This is a genomic window from Saccharopolyspora spinosa NRRL 18395 (assembly GCF_000194155.1).
GTDB classification, from domain to species: domain Bacteria; phylum Actinomycetota; class Actinomycetes; order Mycobacteriales; family Pseudonocardiaceae; genus Saccharopolyspora; species Saccharopolyspora spinosa.
The window spans coordinates 247,113-265,887 of sequence record NZ_GL877882.1; the positions used below are offsets into that span (position 1 = coordinate 247,113).

Genomic DNA, 18,775 nt, shown 5'->3' on the forward strand with positions numbered 1-18,775 from the left:
TCGCGGCCAACCAGCCGCGGGCGGCCTTTGCCCGCAGCGACCACGATCTTCATCCCGTATCGGTGATCTTGCGCGCGGGTCAGGACTGCGGGTCCTTCGAGGCCTGCAGCTTCCCCGCTGGCAGCCGGTCGGCGCCCCAGCTGCGCTCGACGTAGCCAACGATGCGCGCGACGTCCTCGGCGGGCACCCGCTCAGGCTCCCCGCGCTCGAGTGGATCGGCGTGGAAGATGTAGAGCCGGGAGGCGAACTGGTCGAACGGCAGCGAGGCCTCACCGAACCGCTCGCCGTTGCCTGCGGTGGAGGCAACGATGCCATCGCCCCAGTCCTGGCCGCTGTCGTTGTTCGGGTTGAAGAAGTACACCCGCATGACGTCCTGGGGGTCCGGTGCGACCCGCAGGATCGTGATCGCGTGCCAGCCGACGTAGCGAGCGGCGCTGTCGGTGACGGCGATGCCGGCCGGCTGCGGATGGATCACCGGCTGCCCGCCGTTGTAAGAGGGGTGGTAGCTGGCGTGGAACTGCCGCAGGAACTCGTCAAGATCGACCAGCTTCCCGGTGCCGACCTCGACGTTGATCCAGAACTCGCGGGCCGACCACCAACCGTGGAACTCCGGGTTGACCCACCGGTGCGGGTCGCCGGGCCGATCGGCGCATCTCCTTCCCATCTCGGCATAAATCCGGTCCAGATGAGGCACCACCAGCAACGAAACAGGGTCCAGATCCGTCGGCTGGGTGCTCGCGACTCCGGACACGCTGTCCTTCGACGACACTGGCTGGCCTTCGAAGTGCATGATGATCTCGTCATCGCGCGCGGCCCACGCCACCACCTGCAGCAGGTAGTCCGGGTCGTTGTAAGCCCACATCGACAGAGCGCGGGCCGATTGGCAGGTCGGGTTGTCGCCCTGCCCGACGCCGAGTGGCTGGCCCAGCATCGACAGGACACCGGCGGTCAGCCGCGCGTTCGGCTCCGGCTGGTCGCCGAACACCGTCGTCAACCGCTCCCGCACGACTGGGGAGAGGTCCAGAGCCAGCTGGCGCGACAGCGCGGGCACCACCGGCGGGGCATAGAGGATGCCGCGGTCGAGCAGCAGCGCAAGCCCGTAGATGCACTGCGCGGTCTGCGGGTGCACAGCTTGCTCGATCAGGCGGTGTACAAGGTCGTGGTAACGAAGCAGGCAGTTCCGGCCGGTGTCTGACAACCCGAGCGCCTCGCCGACGAGGTAGTCGCTCTCGTGCAGCAGGAACCGCAGCAGCTCCGCGTGGTACGGCGACACCAGACCGGTGTCGTGCATCGCCCGGGCGAACCCGGTGGCCTCATACTGCAGGCCGCCGGCGTCCATCGCCTCCAGCCTGGCGCGGAAAACCTCGAGGCCAGGGTCGTCCCGGCACGCCTCGGTGGTCCCGAACAGGCTGGTGATGAGGCGGTCGAGGCCCTGACCGGACGACGCACCCAGGTCGACGTCCGGATCGCCGCGGTAGATCGCGATCCGGGTGATCAACGACTGCACCTGGTCGACCTGGATCGGGCGCTGGCGCAGGATCCGCCAGATCTCGTCGGCCAGCTTATCCAGGACACTGTCGTAGCCGATCTCGTCGGCGATGTGCCGGAACAGGTCCCGGATCAGCTGCGCGGTCCGGCCCTGCCTGGTCCGCTCCGCCTCGCTGGGCGGGGTGAACAGCAGCTCCAGGTTCATCGCCAGCACCTGGGAGAGGAACCGGCGGGCGTCCTCGGTGGAGAACGTCGGGTGCGCGAAGTCGCCGCGGGCGATCGCGAGCATCCGCAACTCGCTGGTCGCCTCCACCACGACGGTGTCCGCGTCCCCGCTGCGCAGCCCGGGGCCGACCAGTGCCGGGAGAAGGATCTCCGGAGACGCCCAGTCGGTCCCCGCAAACAGGCCGGCTTCCTCCAACGCCTGCGCCCGGGCCTGGACCGCCGCGGCGCCGCCCGGCTTCAGCAGCACCCGCCGCAACGCTTCCAGAACCCGCCTCAGCTTCGTGTGCTTCCCGAAGTCGCGGGTCTCGGACATGGCTTGAATGGCGGCGTCGAGCGAGGCCACGCGCTTGTCCAGCGTCGTGACCTCACCCGTGGCGTCGGCGGTCGGTTTCAAAGGGTTCCCTCAGGTAGGTCTCCTGCGTCCACGAAAGTCGTCAGACGTAGAAGTCGAGCTCTTCCTGTTTCTTCAACAGTTCGCGCATCCGGTAGGGGTCATCTCCGAAGAAGTACACCAGACCCCAGTGGTTGCCGAACGCGGTCCTCTTGGTGACCATCTCCTCCAGTGGCGTCGAGAGGTCGTGCGACTCGTAGTAATCGTCTTCCTCGGTCTCCTCCGGGATCTGCAGTTCGGCGACGACCCGGCGGCGCGGGTAGACGCCGAAGCAGCCCGCAGCCCCAGAGGCGTCGACGACCTCGCGCGGGAAGAAGGCGTCGATCTCCTCCTCGGTCGTCTTCGGGTCGAAGGCCAGCACCAGCGCCTGGTAGGCGTTGAACCCGTATGCCCTCTCGAGCAGCTCGAAGACCTTGAAGCCCGGCGGCCGGTAGGCGACCTCGCCGAAGTACATCTCGCCGTCACTGGTGACGAAGTACTCCGGGTGCACGAAGCCGAACTCGATGTCGAACGTCTTGATGAGCTTCTCGATCTGCGCCGTGATCTGCGGCCGGTACCTCTCCAGTTCCGGCGTCGCCGGAACGAACACCGAGTAACCGAGCGTCACATACTCGGAGATGTTGAGAAACTTGATCTTCCCGTTATGGATCCACGCCTCGACGGCGAATTCCCAGCCGTCGAGGTGTGATTCCATCAGGACCGGGAACTCCTCGTCGGGAATCATGTCGATCTCATCGGGCGTGCGGATGACGCGGTGCCCGAGACATCCGGCCTTGTCGAACGCCTTGAGGTGGATCGGGTCGTTCAGGTCGCCGTCGAGTTTCAGCAGCGTCTGGTTGACCCGCTTGAGGAAGCGGATCACGTCGTCCCGGTCGTGGGCCTCCTCGAAGATCCCGACCCGGATCCCGCCGAGCTGCGCGCGGCGCTTCATCAGGGACTTGTCCCGCAGCAGCATGGCCTGACCGAACAGGCGTGGGTTGTCCAGCAGGACGGCGTTGATCGCCCCGGCCCACTCCACCGTTTCCTCGAACAGCGGGATGGCGATGTCGACGCCCTCCGCCTTCAGGGTCTCGGCGATCTGCATGGAGCGGTCGTTGAGCCGCTCGAAGTTCCACGGCACGTAGGGAATGTCGTGCTCGGAGCAGTACTCCTCGGCCCAGTCCGGTGCCACGACGACATAACGTCGATCGAACCGGTCGAGAGCCTCCACCGCGTTGAGGCTCCATCCGAGAAGCGCTACGTATCCCTTGTCCGGGTTCTTGATGGCCGGTTCGGGCTGTGGCATGGACCGCTCCTCCGTATCGGCGCATTCAGTTTTGCGACGGCGTCGCAGACACAACCGTACCCGGGGATGATGTTTCGTCGGCGTGCCGAAGCAAAGAATCCGGTGACCAACCTGGTAATCCTTCGGCCTGCAACACCGATCGGCCTAGTCGGCCGGGCTGGGCCGGCGACACCGCCGCGCCCTCGATGCGCGCGGTTCTTGGCCGGTTCCCCAGGTCGCCAGGGCCGGGTGGTGTCCGTTTTGATGTGTTTCGCATGCCGGTTTTCGGCGATGGGCATGGGCTATCGCCGTCGCGGGTGGGCGACGGTGCGCTGGTGGCGCGGCCGGTGCTCTGGCCAGTCGAAGCCGAACCGGATACGCGGCGTCGTCGCTCGGCGCCCCGGATACGTGCGAACTCGGGAACCTGTTCGCCGTCGATCTCGACGATCACCACAATCCGGGCGTGAGAGGAAAAGTCGCCGTTGGAACAGGAACCATACGGTCCAGTGAGGATTCCGACTGGAAAACCTCTCTGGGGCACGGGGATGGCGACCTCGACGTCACCGATGTCCGGAATCGTTCCCAGGGAGGTGATGCCCCACGGCGTGTCCTCCCAGACCTGAAGCGTCTGGTACGCCTGTACTCGATCCCGGAGATGCGCACGGTCGGGTGGCATCATCCGGCATCCGCCGCAGCGCCTCGTCACGCAACCGCAGGGCCTATTCAATACTGCGGTAGTGCTTGACGAACAGCAAAGCGACCGGGGGTGCAGCCGACCGGGTAGGCGGGATGTTCAGGCGGCCAGACGGAACGGACGGCGGTCGGGCCCGCAGTGTGCGGGGTTCTGGCTGGATTTTGTACATGCCGCCGCGATGATGGCGGTCATGGCCAGGTCGTATCGGAACTTGTGAGCGATTTCCGCTTCGAGTTCCGCGTACTTGGCGGCTAGCTCGGGACGGAGCTGTGCGGCACGGATAACGTCCGCGCGGCTCGCTAGGACGCACGGCGAGCACGACAGACTTAACTGGACTACCGAGAGACTCTGCCATTGACTGGCAGCTGTTCACTCACTGTCGCTTGTAGACAGCCGCGCATGTGGTGGACTTGCCGATATGTGATACCCGGTGTTAGCGCCTGATTAGGTCGAGCTCGGCGAAGAGTGCATCGACGATACAGCGCGGGCGTTTCGTTCTGAAGAACGTTCAAGGCTCAGCGCATTGGCCTTGCGCACGCCGCGGACCGGGTGCGAGCTATTGCTTGCCGGGCGCGGTGGTGAGTTCGGTTGCGGCCCAGCTGGCAAGGAGTCGGAGTGACTCCGCCGAGGGTGAGTCGGGTTGGGCAGTGTAGGCGGTGAGGGTGAGGCTGGTGTCGGTGGTCAGTTGCATGGCCTCGAAGTTGAGGGTGAGTTCGCCGACAACGGGGTGGCGGAAGCATTTGACGCCGGTGCGGTGCAGTCGGACGTCGTGGGCGGCCCAGCGGGTGTGAAAGTCCTCGCTGCGGGTGCACAGCTCGCCGATTAGGTCGGACAGGCCCTTGTCGCGGGGGTCGCGGCCGGCTTCGGTGCTATGGAACTCACCTCCGTCAACGACACCGCCAAAGCCCCGGCTGCCGCGTTCACCGGCGACGTCTACGTCACCCCGATCAAGACAGCGCAACCGCCGTCCCGGCTGATCGCGTCCCTGGTCCGGTTCACCCCAGGTGCCCGCACCAACTGGCACTCCCACGCCAACGGCCAGACCCTGCACGTCACCGAAGGCGTCGGCTACGTCGTCAACGCAACGGCGACGTGATCCGCATGCGTGCCGGCGATACCGTGTGGACCCCGGCTGGCGAGGAACACTGGCACGGCGGCACCAACACCACCTGCATGAGCCACATCGCCATGCTCGAAGGCACCCATGACGGCGACGGCACCACCTGGCTGGAATCCGGCACCGACGAGCAGTACGCCGCCGCCCACCAACACCACTGACGCAGCGCCCGAGGAACCGATCATGACCTGGACCGATCACGAACTGACCCTCGCCGAGCGCACCGACGAACTGGAGATCGCGCCCCGTCGCGACGACGGAATCCTGCGCAGTCCGGTGCCGATCTGGGGCGTCCGAGACGGCGACGACCTCGGTGCCGACACCGAGATCAACGACCGCATCGACGCCGCCTACCGCCCCAAGTACGGCCGCCACAACGCCAGTTACCCAGCCGGGCCCGCTGCCGGGGATCGACACGCAGCATCGGACAGCGCACGCACCACTGACTGAACTAACTCCAGAATTTTGGCTCTATCTTTTCGGAGTTTCTGGGAGGATCGCCGGTCATCCGGCGCGGAGTGGGCGCGCGGAGCCGATGTGTTCGACGGCCTCGCGGGCGGCACGCCAAGTGTCGAACAGCGCGTCGTAGCATTGGGCCCGTTCGGGATCGGGATCGAGCTGCTGGAACTCGCAGGCGATCCGGGCGCGGGCGTCGTCGAGGTCGCGGGCCAGCCCGGAGCCGACCAGAGCCAGCGCGGCGGCGCCGAGCAGGGTGACGTCGGGTTCCTCGCACACCAGGGTGGTGCGGTGCAGCACGTCTGCCCGCAACTGCGCGGTCGTCATTGAGCGGGCGGTACCGCCGGCGAGAACGACAGGCAGCCGGGCGGTGTCCGGGTCTGGGGAATCGAGCACATCGATGCCCTCGCGGACAGTGAACGCGGCACCTTCCTGAGCTGCGCGCAGCAGGTGCGCCGCGGAATGCTCGGGGCGCTGACCGATGACTGCGCCGCGGTCGGCAGGCCGCCAGCGGGGGAACCGGCTACCGGTCATGGTCGGCAGGGCGAGAAGCCCGTCGGCGCCGGGTGGGATCTGGGCGAGCTTGCCATCGTCGACGGCGCCGACCAGCGACCGCCACTGGGCGACGGCTCCACCGGTCATGCCGCTCGCGCCGCCGGCTACCCAGCGCCCGGCGACGAGCGCGGGGTTGACCAAAGCCTGGGCGGGCGCCAGATCGGCGTGGTCGATCAGCCGGCCGACGACGTCGGTCGTGCCGGCGACGTCGGCGATGGCGGTGGTGCTCGAGCCCAGCAACAACCCGATCCCGACCGAACCGTCCGGGCCACCTGCCACCACGGGTGTACCGGCTGGGAGGAGACACGCCTCGGCCGCTGTCCGGCTCAGCCGGCCGACGATCTCCGACGGCGCGACCTGCCGGGGAAACCAGGCCGGGTCAAGGCCGAGCGCCTCGACCACGGCGGAGTTCCACGCGCGGGCGGTGACGTCCGAGATGAGGGTGTAGGCAGCGTCGACGGTGTCGGTGACGATTTCCCCGGTGAGCCTGGCGATCAGGAAATCCTTCGGCGAGAGCAAGTGGCGGACCCGGGCGGTCAGGTCCGGTGACCTGCGCAGCTCGAGCGCGTAGGCAAGGGCGCCTCCGGTGAGGGCGGGTCGTCGCGCGGCGTGCAGCAGGTTCGCCTGCAGCCGCTCGTTGATCGCGTGCAGTTCGGGGATACCCCGAGGGTCCGACCAACCGCCGCCGGCCTCGATCGGGCGGACCGCAGCATCGACGGCGACAGTGCCGATGTGCGCCGAGATCGCGATAGCCGCTGGTGCGGGTCGGGCGCCGTGGGCGCGGTCGGTGTCAGCGAGCGCGGCTAGCGCGGATAGCACCTCTTTTAGCAGCGTTTCGGCGTCGAAGTACTCCCCGCCGCCGGCCGGGTCACGCTCGATGCGCGATCCGACTGCGACCGTGCCCTGTGCGGTGACCAGCGCGGCGCGCACAGCGGAAGTGCCAATGTCGACTGCGACGACACTGGCAGTGCGTTCGGAGCTGGCGGCACCGTCTCCGCTGGCGCCTGTGGTCATCGGACCCTGTTCATTCTGAGGCTCTGCTCGTCCGTTCGGATGGGATTTCGGCCGAACGATCGTCGGATCGCGCGGCTAGCGCAATGACTGCGGCGTGGTGTCTTGTCTGGGTTCCAGGTCGAGCCAACTGGGGCGGTGCTCAAGGTCAAATGGCGCCATCGTCGGCGAGCGCCTTCAGCTCGACGTCGGAGCGGCCGAGGATGGTGCGGTAGACGTGCTCGTTGTCCTCGCCGATCTGCGGTGGGGCCTTGCGAATGGTTGGTGGGGTCTTGTCCATCTTCACCGGATTGCCGGGCAGGCGGATAGTGCCGAGGCTGGGGTGCTCGGATTCCACGATCATCTCGCGCGCCGCGATCTGGGGGGAAGCGGCGATGTCGGGGATCGTCTCGACCTTGGAGAACGGGATCCCGGCATCATCGAGCACGACGGCGATCTCGTCGCAGGTGCGGGTGGCGGCCCAGTCGGCCACGGCCCGTTCCAGGATTGCTTGGTTGGCCATCCGGCCCGGCACGGTGCGGTAGTCGGGGACCTGCAGAAGGTCCTCGCGGCCGATGCCGCGGCACAGCTTCGGGAACAACCCGTTGGTGCCGGCCTGGATATAGATGTCGCCATCGCGAGCCTCGTAGACGTTGACCGGGGCGGTCAGCAGGTCGCGGGATCCACTGCGCGGCATGTCCAGGCCGAGCATGAGGTGCGAGATCAGGCGGGTGCCGAGCGTGGCGAACATGGAGTCCAGCGAGGCGACGTCGACCCGTTGTCCTTCACCCGTCCGCTGCTTGTGCATGAGCGCGGCGAACGCGCCGATCGCAGCCTGGTAGCCGGTGACGTAGTCGGCGATGTAGGTGCCGGTGAGGGTCGGTTTGCCGTCCGGCTCGCCGGTGATCGCCATCAGTCCGGACGAAGCCTGCGCGATCGCGTCGAACAGAGCCCGCTGGGATAGCGGGCCGGTCTGCCCGAACCCGGAGATCGAAACAAGGATGATGTCCGGCTTGAGCTCGACCATCCGTTCGTAGCCGATACCCATCTTCTCGATCGTGCCGGGCCGGTAGTTCTCCACGACCACGTCGGCCCAGCGGACCAGGTCCTCAAGGATCGCTACCGCCCGGGGGTGGCGAGTGTCGAGCGTTGCGCCGTACTTGTTGCGGTTGTAGAGCATCGTGTAGACACTCTCGCCCTGGCAGTAGGGCTCGTGGTGGCGGGCGTCCTCCCCATCGGGCCGCTCGATCTTCACGACCTCGGCGCCGAAGTCGGCGAGGACCTGCGCGCAGCTCGGCCCGGCGATGAATCGTGAAAGATCGAGAACCTTGACTCCATCGAGCGGGCTGGGCGATCCGGATTCCTCCTGCAGCACTGTTCTGTCCTTCCCTGCCGACCGGTGTTTCCTGGTCTGGACGAGCTGACGGTCCGGGCCGACCGCGCGCCCTGAGCGGTGCCCGCCCCGCAAGCGCGGTCCGGCTGCCGCGCGTGAATCATGTCCTAGTTATCGCCACCGCGGCTCGCGTGGGCCACCAGCGTGGGCGCGGGACCGGCGGGTCAGTCGGCGTCCTGCTGAGGCGCCGGCGCGGTGGCCTTGAACGGCACGAACGCCGGGTAGGTCCAGGCATTGGCGGAGCGGTCGAGAACTACATCGACGACAAAGGGCTGGGAGTCAGCGAATGCGTCCTTGACCGTTTCGACGAGGTCGTTGACGTCGGTGACCCGTTTGGAGGCCAGACCCATGCCCTTGGCGACCTGGGCGAAGTCGACGTCGTGGAAGTCGACACCGATGGTGCGGCCGTTGAAGTGCAGCACCTGCTCCTGGCGGATGTTGCCGTAGCTGGAGTCGTTGAGCACGACGATCACGATCGGACCGCCCTTGCGGGCAAGAGTTTCCAGCTCCCCGAGACTCATGCCCAGCGAGCCGTCGCCGATCAGGGCGAGGACCGGGCGGTCGGGGTCGGCGGCAACCGAGGCGATGGAGGCCGGCAGCGCGAAGCCCATGTTCCCGAACCCGACCGGCTTGATGTAGCGGTACGGCTTCTCCATCTCCCACAGAAATGACCACACGCCAGGGTTACCGGCGTCTGGGATGAGCACTGCGTCGGTCGGGGTGACATCGCGCAAGGCGCGGACGACCGCGGCAGGGGAGACCGTGCCCTCGTTCTCAGGTTCCAGGGAAGCCGAGAGCTCCCACCACTCCTTCTCGGCCTGCTGCAGCGACTGGATCCAGTCGCTCCGCTTCGCCTTGGCCTCGGCGGCTCGATCGGCGGTGGCGGCGACGAGGGCGTTGCTGAAGGCGGCGAGGTCGCCGGTCACGCCGGTGGTGATCTCGGAGTAGTAGCGCCCGATCATCGTGGGGTCGACGTCGACCTGGATGACCTCGGGCAGTTGCAGGCGCCACCGGCCGGTGGAGACCGCGTTGAGGCTGTTACCCAGGGCAAGGACCAGATCGGACTCGCCGACCACGCGCGTGGTGAGGTTGGTGCCCATCCGGGAGAGCGCACCAAAGACCAGGGGATGGGTGGTGGGAACCGCGCCCATGCCGTTGAAGGTGGTGATCACCGGGATGTTCAGGGCGTCGGCCAGGGCGAGTACCGCATCGGCTGCCTGAGCACGGTTACCGCCATTGCCCAGCCAGATTACGGGCTTGTCCGCTGCGAGCAGCCGCTCCGCGACGGCGCTGATCTGCTCCGCGGCGGCAACCGGCCGGTGACCGACCCAGGACCGTGAGGGGTGCACCTCCGGAAGCGCGGGTGGGTCTTCGACGATCTGCTCGATCGTGTCGCGCGCGAAGTCGAGGTGGACCGGACCGGGATTGCCGGTCATCGCGTTGATGTAGGCCTCCTCCATCGCCTGCTTGATCGAGGAGCCGTGCGCGACCAGCCGCGCGTACTTGGTGAAGGGCGCGAAGATCTGAACGTGGTCGGCGTTTTGCGCATCGTCCTTGTGGATGTTCGCACCGTTGTTGTTGCAGGTGATGATGATCGCCGGACTGGAGTCCCGGAACGCGCCGCCGACCCCGGTGAGCAGGTTGGTCGCGCCCGGCCCGGTTGTCGCGATCGCGACCGCGGGACGGCGGGTCAGTCGGCCGTAGGCGTCGGCCATGACCGCGGCCGCTCCCTCGTGCCGGGTGTGCACGAACTCGATCGACGGGGTGTCGATGATCGCGTCGGTTATGGCGAGGGTCTGCCCGCCAACGACGCCGAACACGTGGGTGACGCCCAGCGACTCGAGCATTTTCACGACCAGCTGACCGCCGGTGATCTTCTCCGACATTCCTCTATCCCTTTCGGTTCCCGGTGAGCACGCCTGGCGTCGACCGACGCGACGCGAGGCCGTGATCGTGCTGGTAGGTGCAAGAACCGCCCGGATTCGGGCGCATGGGGGAGACCGTGCTCACCGAAAAGTCTAGTTGACTAGATATCTTGACCGTACGCAGTCGCCAGGGAGCGTGTCAACAGTCGATGCCCCCATGTCTCCGGCATGACCTTTCGGGAGACTTGTTCGCGCAGAACGTGCTTCCGGGTCAGGTCGCCGAAGTTGCCTCTTGACGCCGTTCGCATGGCATGGCTTTACTGTACGCAAATAAGACTAGTTGTCTAGTCTTATTGAATTCGCCGCTGATCTCGCAGACCGCCCGGCCCGCCGCCAACCACACCGCACGAACTGCACCAGGTCCGCCGCGGCACCGCCAGCGGCATCCCCAGGACCTGTCCGGTGGACGCCCACCCCTTCAGATGTGACCGTCTGAAGCGAACACGACAACGGAGTCGGTAATGTCCATTGACCCCGCACCCGCTTCCTCACCCGGCTCAGGAACACCTGAGATGACCAATGACGGCATGACCGCACAGACCGAGAAGGAACGTCGCACCCTGGCCCGCCGGGCCGCGGTCGCCAGCCTCGTCGGGACCGCCGTCGAGTGGTACGACTACTTCATCTTCGGAACGGCCTCCGCGCTGGTGTTCGGCAAGTTGTTCTTCCCGGGCGGCAGCGCGGTGATAGGCACCCTGTCGGCATTCGCCGTGTTCGGTGTTGGATTCTTCGCTCGTCCGGTCGGCGGCATAGTCTTCGGCCACCTCGGCGACAAGATCGGCCGCAAGGCTGCCTTGGTCACGACGCTGCTGATGATGGGAACGGCGACGTTCGTCATCGGCCTGCTTCCGACCACCGCGACGATCGGACTCTGGGCACCGATCCTGCTGGTGGTGTGCCGCCTGGTGCAAGGCCTCGGAGTCGGTGGCGAGTGGGGCGGTGCCTCGCTGGTGGCCGTCGAGTTCGCCCCGGACGGAAAACGTGGCGCCTACGGGGCTTTCCCGCAGGTCGGCAACGCCGTCGGGCTGGTCATGAGCACGGGAATCTTCGCCTGGGTGTCGACCCTGCCCGAGCAACAGCTGATGTCCTGGGGTTGGCGCATCCCGTTCCTGCTCAGTGCCGTCCTGATCGCTGCCGGCATGGTCATTCGGCTCAAGCTGACCGAAACCCCCGCGTTCCGGGCCGCGCGGGAGGCCGTCGAAGCCAAGCAGGCGGTCGAGGGCGTCAAGGAGAGAATGCCGCTCACCGAGGTGCTGCGGCGGTTCCGTAAGCCGCTGCTGCTGGCAATGGGTATGCGGGTCGGAGAGGTCTTCGCCGGTTACATCATCCTGACAATCGGTCTGACCTACGCCACGACCTACACGAAGCTGCCTAAGACCGACGTGCTGCTCGCCGGAACCGTCGCGGCAATCCTTGCCGTCTTCGGTTATTACATCGCGGGTGCCGTCTCCGATCGCATCGGCCGCCGGACGGTGTTCATGTTCGGTGCCGGCGCCGGACTCGTCCTCATCTTCCCGTTCTTCGCGGTCCTGGATTTGAACTCCGTCCCGCTGATGTTCCTGGTCTACGTCGGGATGTACATCGTGTCGGTAACCCCGATGTACGGGGTCGAGCCGGCGTTCTTCTCCGAGCTCTTCGGAACCAAGGTCCGCTACACCGGGATCTCGTTGGCCGCGCAGCTGCCCAGCGTCCTGATCGGACTCTGGCCAGCCGCCTCCACCGGGCTGCTCGTCGCGACCGACGGCCGCCCGTGGCCGGTTGCGGCGATCACGGGTGGGTTCATCCTCATCGGCCTGATCTGCGCGTGGAAAGCCCCGGAAACCAACCGGCTCGAAATCGCGACAGTCGGCGAGACCAGCAAGGACCCGCGCAGCGAGCAGGCACTGCCGAACAGCTGAGCGTGCTGTCCAGTTCGCTGGCCCAGCCGGCTGCCGAACCGCGACGAAGGAAAGATGGCCATGCCAACGACCCCCGAGCAGTCCGATACGCCGCCCCTTGGCGGCATCCGGGTCCTCGACCTGTCCCGGTTCATCGCGGGCCCGCTGTGCTGCCAAATCCTGGGTGACATGGGCGCCGAGGTGATCAAGGTTGAACGCCCAGGCGGCGAGGACTCCCGCCGCCACATACCCCACTACAAAGGCCACAGCCTCTACACCCTCAACTACAACCGCAACAAGTACGGAATCACGCTCAACACCCGGCACGCCGAGTCGCTGAAGATCCTTGAGGACCTCGCCCGCCAGAGCGATGTCGTCGTCGAGAACTTCCGGCCGGGCACGCTCGACGCGATGGGACTGGGCTGGGAGCGGATCCACAAGATCAACCCCCGCACGGTCCTGGTCTCGATCTCCGGGTTCGGGCAGACCGGGCCGAACCGGGATCGGGCCCTGTTCGACGCGATCGCCCAGGCCGCGTCCGGGCTGATGAGCATGACCGGGCAGGCCGACGGTGAGCCGACCATGACGGGAGCGTTCCTGGCCGACCACATCGCTGCCTTCCACGGCGTGATGGGCACGATGATGGCCCTCGCCGCCCGTGCCCAGACCGACCAGGGCCAGCACGTCGACATCGCCTGCTTCGACGCGCTCTTCGCCTGCATGGGCACCCTGCCCTCGGCCTGGCGGATGCTTGGTCAGGACGCGCACCGCAGTGGCAATCGCGACCACATCACCGTGCCGGCCAATACCTTCCCGGCCGCCGACGGCTACGTCTACCTGCACGCGGGTACCGACGCGCTGTTCCCCAGCCTCGCCGCGGTCATGGGGCGGCCCGAACTCGCGTCCGACCCGCGTTTCGTCGGCCAGCACGACCGGCTCGCCAACGTCGAGGCGCTCGACGACATCGTTCGGGGCTGGACCAGGCTGGGCACCGTCGAACAGATCGGCAAGGAACTCGCCGCGGCAGGCATTCCCTACGCGCCGGTTGCCACCGTCGCCCAGGCCACCGACTCCGCGCAGGTCCACGCCCGCGAGCTGATGATCGATGTCGAGCACCCGGGACTCGGCACCCTCACGCTGCCCGGAATGGCCCTCAAGCTAGGGGCGACCCCCGGCTCGGTCCGCAAGGCCCCGCCGCTGCCCGGTGAGGACAATGCCGACGTCTACCGCAGGCTTCTCGGCATCGCCCCCGAGCGGCTCGACAGGCTGCGCGCCGACGGCGTGATCTGACCGCCCGTCGGAGCCGTAACCCGTCGAACCCACCTGGTCCGGCACAAGCATCGAAAGCGAAAGAGAGGAACTACATGACCTGGCGCGACCTGACCGACCCTCGGCTCGTGGCTGAGGGAGTCGACCACGAGGCCGGGCTCAAGGAACCGATCTTCGAGAACCTCGAAATCCCCGAGAAGCTCGGCACGGTGACCATTGTCGTCGATGACCACAAGATCAAGCGATACGCGTTCACCCAGGATGACTACTACCCGTGGCATTTCGGCGGGAGCCCTTTCGGCGGCCGGATTGGCCACGCCGGTCTGCTGTCCAACGACCTCGTCCAACTGTTCACCACGATCTACGCCGCCAGCCAGACCGTCGGTCTGCACACCGAGGAACAGCTCTGGTTCGACAGCCCCGTACACCTCGATGACGAGGTCGTCCTCTCCGGCACCTACATCGATTCCTACAACCGGCGCGGCCAGGACTACGTCGTCATGGAAGCCCAGGCCACCGGCTCTGACGGGCGCAGTATCCTGCGTCACCGCGGGGTGGAGATCCTGCGCACCCAACCCGGCGACATCGCCGGCCGCGGTCAGACCGCCTCCGAAGGAGGTTCCGGACGGGTCGACGGCCGTTGCGACGAGACCCTGCCGACCGCCGCCATCGGCACCCCGTCCCTGCGGCCCGGGGCGCCGCTGCCCGTCCTGCGCCTGACCATCACCCAGGAGCAGGCCTCGGTCTTCTCGCGGGCCGGCGAGTACGTCCGCAACACCCACAGCGATCTCGCCGTGGCGCGCGCAGGCGGACTGCGCATCCCCATTGTCCAGGGCCAGCAGCAGTGCGGTTTGGTCACCGGCATGCTCACCCGGTTCTTCGGAGCGGACTTCTTCACCAGCGGCTGGCTACGAGTCAAATTCGTCAACCCCGTCGAGGTCTTCGAACCCATTGAGGTCGGCGGCGTCGTCAAAACGGTCACGCCGATTGGCGACGACCGGATCGAGATCGATGTCGAGGTATGGGTCCGCCGGGCCGACGGCAAGCTCAGCACGGTCGGGTGGGCCCGCGCCACGACCTCGGCCAGCGGAGCAGTACTCGCCGATGCCGATCAATGGACCGGCTCCGGTGGCTTCCTGTCCACCGCGGGCGTCTGACCGAGCCCGCGGCATCCTCGGCCCGGATCGGCCAGCCGGGAGGTAATCTGGCACTGGCCGACCGTGCCGGTCATCCGACACGACTCTAGGAGCATCCCGCCGTGGCCACGCGCCCGATGTACGAGGTCATCAGAGACGATCTAATTGATCAGATCACCACCGGCGCGCTACCGTCCGAATCCCGCCTGCCCAGCGAGAAAGAACTCGCCGAGCAGTACGGCGTGAGCCGGATGACCGTCCGCCAGGCTCTCGACTCGCTCGGACGAGACCGACTCGTGGTGCGCCGTCGAGGCTCCGGAACCTTCGTCGCCCCGCCGCGTGCCCGGTCGCGACGTCTCAACCGGCTCGGGCCGTTCAGCGACGACGTCGCAGGCAACGTCGACACCGTCACCACCATCGAGCTCCGCCGCGAAGTGCTCAAACCACCCAGCGACATCGCGAAGATCCTGGGACTCGGCGCCTCCGACGAAGCCGTCCAGCTCGTCCGTCTGCGCACCGTCGACGACACCCCGGCCGCCGTACAGGATTCGTGGATCCCGCTCACCATCGCCCCCGGACTCGCACGGAGCAACCTCATCGACGGCTCGCTCTACCACACCCTTGCCGAACGCTGCGGCGTCGCCGTCAGCTGGGCCGACCAAGAGATCACCGCCGCGCCCGCCACCAACGAACTCGCCCGCTGGCTCGACGTCAAGGTCAATGCCCCGCTCATCGAAGCCCACCGCACCACCCACGACGAAGCCGGGCGCACCGTCGAATACGCCCGTAGCTGGACGCGGCCGGAGTTCCCGTTCGTCGTACGGCTCGACGCTTGAGATCTCCCGCCAGGACGTCTCGAGGGCAACGCGGTCGTGGCAGTAAAAATATCTAGATGTCTAGCTTAATGTCGTTTCGGTCAGGGGACCTTCCGCGTCCCGTGTTGTGATCCGTGACGCCGTTCTGGCGCCGACACCCAATCTTGAGGAGGCCGCTAATGCACACGACGAAGTGGTGGACGGGGACGAAAGAAGCCGCCTTCGAGAACATCCAGATCCCGGAACTGTTCGGCCCCTTCGACATCGTGGTCGATGAGCGGATGGTGAAGAACTACGCCTTCGCCCAGGACGACGACGTCAGCCGGCTGACCGATGAACACGGGCGTCCGGCGGCCCACCCAGCCGTGCTGTCGAATGAGCTCCTCTTCCTCTTCTACGCGGTCTACGACGGGAACACAGCTCAGGGGTTGCACACCCATGAGGACCTTTCCTTCCACTCGCTCATCCGCATCGGCGAGAAGGTCACGCTGAGCGGTCAGTACGTGACGACCTACACGCGCCGCGGAAAGGGCTACGTCGTCATGGAGGCGGAGGCGCGCGGTGACGACGGACGTCTGCTCATCCGGCATCGCGGCACCGAGATCATGCGGGTGAGGGCGGCGGATGTCGTGGGCCGCGCCACCGCGCCACTGCCGGCAAGGTTCGTAACGGGCAAGCATCTCGACATCGAGCCCGCGTCGAGGGCGTCGTTCAGCCTCCCCGAGCGCACGCCGATCGCCCCTGTGACCAAGCAGATCGCCCAGGAGCAGATGTATCGGATTCTCCAACATCCACACCGATTTGGCGGGCGCGCGGCGTTCCGGGATGGACCGAACCGTCGCTCAGGCCATGCAGCAGGTCGGTTACCTCTCCCAGATGCTGACCGCCTTCCACGGTCCAGCCTGGATCAGCGATGGCCACCTGTCGGTGAAGTTCGTCGACGCCTTCTACGAGGGGGACACCGTGACAGCACATGGCGCCCTCCTGGGTACCGTCGACCACGAGGGACGGCGTCATCTGGAAAGCGAGGTATGGGTGGAGAACCAGCACGGCAAGAAGACCGCCGTGGGCTGGGCCCATGCCCCGGCCGCCGAACAGTGAATCACCAGTGTTGCGGTGTAGATCGGCTTGAGGTCCTTGGCCGACGCCGCAGAGCGCTGCGTCAGAACCGTTGGCGCGCCCCGACCCTGCCGAAACGAACGTCCGCCCGCTGGTCAACCTGGTCGCGTTCTGCGTCATAGGCAAGAACGCGACCATCACAATGGCCGCCGAAGCAGGGCAGTTGCAGCTCAACGCCTTCGAGCCTGGCCGACGAGTCGACGGCCCCACGGCCAACACCCGGCGGCTGGGCCGAACTGGTGGACAACAGCATTGCCAGCGTGACTGTCCTCAACCCGGTCATTCGGCCACCGGGCCGCCACGGATGTAGCCGCCGGTGCCCTGACGACGGGCAGACCGGTCACCCAGCTTCGTGCGTGACCGGGGGCCTGCTTGACATCAGACAACTCCTGAACCGTTCCTTTGCAGTGGGCGGGAGTGAGTCGCGCACTGGCACGCCCCGAACGGTCCTGGACCCGCTGGTCCCCGGCTTTCGCAGCCCGGATGGCGCACGCCTCCCGTGTGTGGTCCGTTCCGGGAGGGCTGGTTCCCTCACGACCTGGCCAAGTGGGTACGGCCAAAGGCCACGGGGAGGCCCCAAACCCTCTCTCTGGGCGAGGGCCCCGCCACAAAGCCGATACCGCGGCTTGGTTCGCTCTCGACATCGCCCACCCAAGAAGAATATAATATTCGTGATCAGAATATATGATCTGCGTTCACGGAGGTCAAAGGTGACCGATTCCCAGCTCGCCGCCCCCGACGACGCTCCACCAGGGAGCGCTGCGGCACACTCCACCCGACGGATGCGCAACCGCGTGCTCACTTCGAGCTTCGTTGGCTCCGTCATCGAGTGGTACGACTTCTATCTCTTCGGTGTCGCCTCGGCGGCGGTGTTCAACAAGTTGTTCTTCCCGGACTTCAGCACCACCGCAGGCACGCTGGCTGCCTTCGCCACGCTCGCCGCCGGTTTCATCGCGCGGCCGCTCGGTGGGATCATCTGGGGTCACTTCGGCGACAAGGTCGGCCGCAAGCGGATGCTCGTCCTGTCGATCGTGCTGATGGGTGCCTCCACCACGATCGTCGGCTTGCTTCCGACCTACGCGACCATCGGTATCTGGGCGCCGCTGCTCTTGGTGGCCATGCGGTTGATCCAGGGCATATCCGCCGGCGGCGAATGGGGCGGCGCCGTACTCATGTCGATGGAGCACGCACCGAAGCGCCGCGGGCTCTCCAGCAGCGTGGCCCAAATGGGCCTCTACGGTGGCATCCTGTTGGCCAGCGGTGTCTTCGCACTGATCTCCCTGATGGCCGACGACGCCTTCCTCGCCTGGGGTTGGCGCATCCCGTTCCTGGCCTCCGCGGTCCTGGTCGCGGTCGGCCTCTGGATCCGGCTCGGCGTCGAGGAGAGTCCGATCTTCACCAGGGCCCGCGGACAGGCGGAGCAGCGCGACGCCGAGAAGCCGGCGCTTCCCGTGCTCGAGGTCCTCAGGCACCCCAAGAACCTGCTGCTGTCAATTTTCTTGGTGCTCGGTCCCTTCGCCGCGAGCGCGGTGTACGGCACCTGGGTCGTCTCCTACGGGATCAAGCTCGGTTTCCCACGCATCGACGTCCTTAACGCCGTGTTGATCTCCGCCGCGATCGGCCTGCTCGGCCAGCCCCTGTTCGCCGGGCTCTCGGACCTGTGGGGGCGCAAGGTCGTGGTTGGCCTGGGGGCGGTGCTGCAGGCGGTGAGCATCGTCGCGATGTTCTCGTTGATGCATGCCGGGAGCGTCGCCCTGATGTACCTGGGCATCTCGCTTGCGGCGCTCGCCCACGCCGTCGTCTACAGCCCGCTCGGCGCCTGGCTGGGCGAACTGTTCCCAACGACGCAGCGTTACACCGGTGCCTCGCTCGGCTACCAGATCGCTGGAACCGTGGGCGGCGGGTTTACCCCGCTGATCTGCGCCTCGTTGCTGGCCGCAGCCGACGGGAGCACCGCTGGCATCTCGTTGTTCATCGCCGCCACGTGCCTGCTGACTTTGATCGCGGTGTTCGTGGCGAAGGAGACCTACCGCAGCGCGTTGTAGTTCCGCGCACCCGAGG

At 66.8% G+C, this 18,775-nt stretch carries 16 protein-coding genes; 9 read left to right on the forward strand and 7 right to left on the reverse strand.

Annotated features, from left to right (window positions below; all coding sequences use genetic code 11):
• Positions 1–79 precede the first annotated feature (79 nt).
• From SSPN_RS0136680 to SSPN_RS53040, 3 genes are all read right to left on the reverse strand, one after another.
• Positions 80–2,107: a hypothetical protein gene (locus tag SSPN_RS0136680; RefSeq protein WP_010314884.1), complete on the reverse strand. Its 2,028-nt coding sequence runs from the start codon at positions 2,105–2,107 to the stop codon at positions 80–82.
• 40 nt (positions 2,108–2,147) lie between these two features.
• A complete protein-coding gene (locus SSPN_RS0136685; RefSeq protein WP_010314885.1) occupies positions 2,148–3,389 on the reverse strand; it encodes an ATP-grasp domain-containing protein in 1,242 nt (413 codons plus the stop codon).
• Positions 3,390–4,618: 1,229 nt separating this feature from the next.
• Positions 4,619–5,023: an MmyB family transcriptional regulator gene (locus SSPN_RS53040; RefSeq protein WP_202799000.1), complete on the reverse strand. Its 405-nt coding sequence runs from the start codon at positions 5,021–5,023 to the stop codon at positions 4,619–4,621.
• Between SSPN_RS53040 and SSPN_RS61070 the strand changes: the two genes are divergently transcribed.
• From SSPN_RS61070 to SSPN_RS47675, 3 genes are read left to right on the forward strand one after another with little or no spacing between them, the layout of a single operon-like run.
• Positions 4,934–5,158 (forward strand): cupin domain-containing protein, encoded by a 225-nt coding sequence (locus SSPN_RS61070; protein ID WP_010314887.1) that lies wholly within the window; start codon positions 4,934–4,936, stop codon positions 5,156–5,158. The genes SSPN_RS53040 and SSPN_RS61070 overlap by 90 nt on opposite strands.
• 5 nt (positions 5,159–5,163) lie before the next feature.
• Positions 5,164–5,340: a cupin domain-containing protein gene (locus SSPN_RS61075; RefSeq protein ID WP_010314888.1), complete on the forward strand. Its 177-nt coding sequence runs from the start codon at positions 5,164–5,166 to the stop codon at positions 5,338–5,340.
• A 22-nt stretch (positions 5,341–5,362) separates the two neighbouring features.
• Entirely contained in the window at positions 5,363–5,629 is a 267-nt protein-coding gene (locus SSPN_RS47675) for a DUF2255 family protein (protein ID WP_010314889.1), read from the forward strand.
• Between the two features lie 54 nt (positions 5,630–5,683).
• Here SSPN_RS47675 and SSPN_RS0136710 read toward each other — a convergent pair whose 3' ends face one another.
• The 3 genes from SSPN_RS0136710 to SSPN_RS0136720 all read right to left on the reverse strand — a co-directional run bounded on the left by SSPN_RS0136710 (position 5,684) and on the right by SSPN_RS0136720 (position 10,459).
• Entirely contained in the window at positions 5,684–7,204 is a 1,521-nt protein-coding gene (locus tag SSPN_RS0136710; protein ID WP_010314890.1) for a xylulokinase, read from the reverse strand.
• Positions 7,205–7,349: 145 nt separating this feature from the next.
• Positions 7,350–8,555, reverse strand: a complete 1,206-nt coding sequence (locus SSPN_RS0136715) for a CaiB/BaiF CoA transferase family protein (protein ID WP_010314892.1) — start codon at positions 8,553–8,555, stop codon at positions 7,350–7,352.
• Between the two features lie 182 nt (positions 8,556–8,737).
• On the reverse strand, positions 8,738–10,459 hold the full coding sequence (locus tag SSPN_RS0136720) for a thiamine pyrophosphate-binding protein (RefSeq protein ID WP_010314894.1): 1,722 nt from the start codon (positions 10,457–10,459) through the stop codon (positions 8,738–8,740).
• A gap of 551 nt (positions 10,460–11,010) precedes the next feature.
• Between SSPN_RS0136720 and SSPN_RS0136725 the strand changes: the two genes are divergently transcribed.
• The 4 genes from SSPN_RS0136725 (at position 11,011) to SSPN_RS0136740 (ending at position 15,616) form a co-directional block, all read left to right on the forward strand.
• Positions 11,011–12,396 carry an MFS transporter gene (locus SSPN_RS0136725; RefSeq protein ID WP_010314897.1) on the forward strand — a complete coding sequence of 462 codons (1,386 nt, stop codon included), beginning with the start codon at positions 11,011–11,013 and terminating at the stop codon, positions 12,394–12,396.
• A gap of 60 nt (positions 12,397–12,456) precedes the next feature.
• Positions 12,457–13,665, forward strand: coding sequence for a CaiB/BaiF CoA transferase family protein (locus SSPN_RS0136730; RefSeq protein ID WP_044576779.1), 1,209 nt, complete (start codon positions 12,457–12,459; stop codon positions 13,663–13,665).
• A 74-nt stretch (positions 13,666–13,739) separates the two neighbouring features.
• Positions 13,740–14,801, forward strand: coding sequence for a MaoC family dehydratase (locus tag SSPN_RS47680; protein ID WP_010314900.1), 1,062 nt, complete (start codon positions 13,740–13,742; stop codon positions 14,799–14,801).
• A 101-nt stretch (positions 14,802–14,902) separates the two neighbouring features.
• Complete coding sequence (locus tag SSPN_RS0136740) at positions 14,903–15,616, forward strand: GntR family transcriptional regulator (RefSeq protein ID WP_010314901.1); 714 nt, start codon at positions 14,903–14,905, stop codon at positions 15,614–15,616.
• A 155-nt stretch (positions 15,617–15,771) separates the two neighbouring features.
• On the opposite strand, the gene SSPN_RS49690 is transcribed toward SSPN_RS0136740, so the two are convergent.
• Positions 15,772–16,386 carry a hypothetical protein gene (locus SSPN_RS49690; RefSeq protein ID WP_029536089.1) on the reverse strand — a complete coding sequence of 205 codons (615 nt, stop codon included), beginning with the start codon at positions 16,384–16,386 and terminating at the stop codon, positions 15,772–15,774.
• A 34-nt stretch (positions 16,387–16,420) separates the two neighbouring features.
• Between SSPN_RS49690 and SSPN_RS49695 the strand changes: the two genes are divergently transcribed.
• Together SSPN_RS49695 and SSPN_RS0136760 are read left to right on the forward strand one after the other, a co-directional pair.
• Positions 16,421–16,696, forward strand: coding sequence for a hotdog family protein (locus SSPN_RS49695; protein WP_010314903.1), 276 nt, complete (start codon positions 16,421–16,423; stop codon positions 16,694–16,696).
• Positions 16,697–17,424: 728 nt separating this feature from the next.
• Positions 17,425–18,759, forward strand: coding sequence for an MFS transporter (locus SSPN_RS0136760; protein ID WP_029536091.1), 1,335 nt, complete (start codon positions 17,425–17,427; stop codon positions 18,757–18,759).
• Positions 18,760–18,775: the final 16 nt, after the last annotated feature.

Bases quoted from the DNA above. Each gene is read 5' to 3' on its own strand.
- SSPN_RS0136685 (WP_010314885.1), bottom strand. From the start codon at position 3,389: ATGCCACAGCCCGAACCGGCCATCAAGAACCCGGACAAGGGATACGTA.
- SSPN_RS61070 (WP_010314887.1), top strand. From the start codon at position 4,934: ATGGAACTCACCTCCGTCAACGACACCGCCAAAGCCCCGGCTGCCGCG.
- SSPN_RS61075 (WP_010314888.1), top strand. From the start codon at position 5,164: ATGCGTGCCGGCGATACCGTGTGGACCCCGGCTGGCGAGGAACACTGG.
- SSPN_RS47675 (WP_010314889.1), top strand. From the start codon at position 5,363: ATGACCTGGACCGATCACGAACTGACCCTCGCCGAGCGCACCGACGAA.
- SSPN_RS0136710 (WP_010314890.1), bottom strand. From the start codon at position 7,204: ATGACCACAGGCGCCAGCGGAGACGGTGCCGCCAGCTCCGAACGCACT.
- SSPN_RS0136720 (WP_010314894.1), bottom strand. From the start codon at position 10,459: ATGTCGGAGAAGATCACCGGCGGTCAGCTGGTCGTGAAAATGCTCGAG.
- SSPN_RS0136725 (WP_010314897.1), top strand. From the start codon at position 11,011: ATGACCAATGACGGCATGACCGCACAGACCGAGAAGGAACGTCGCACC.
- SSPN_RS0136730 (WP_044576779.1), top strand. From the start codon at position 12,457: ATGCCAACGACCCCCGAGCAGTCCGATACGCCGCCCCTTGGCGGCATC.
- SSPN_RS47680 (WP_010314900.1), top strand. From the start codon at position 13,740: ATGACCTGGCGCGACCTGACCGACCCTCGGCTCGTGGCTGAGGGAGTC.
- SSPN_RS49690 (WP_029536089.1), bottom strand. From the start codon at position 16,386: ATGTTGGAGAATCCGATACATCTGCTCCTGGGCGATCTGCTTGGTCAC.
- SSPN_RS49695 (WP_010314903.1), top strand. From the start codon at position 16,421: ATGGACCGAACCGTCGCTCAGGCCATGCAGCAGGTCGGTTACCTCTCC.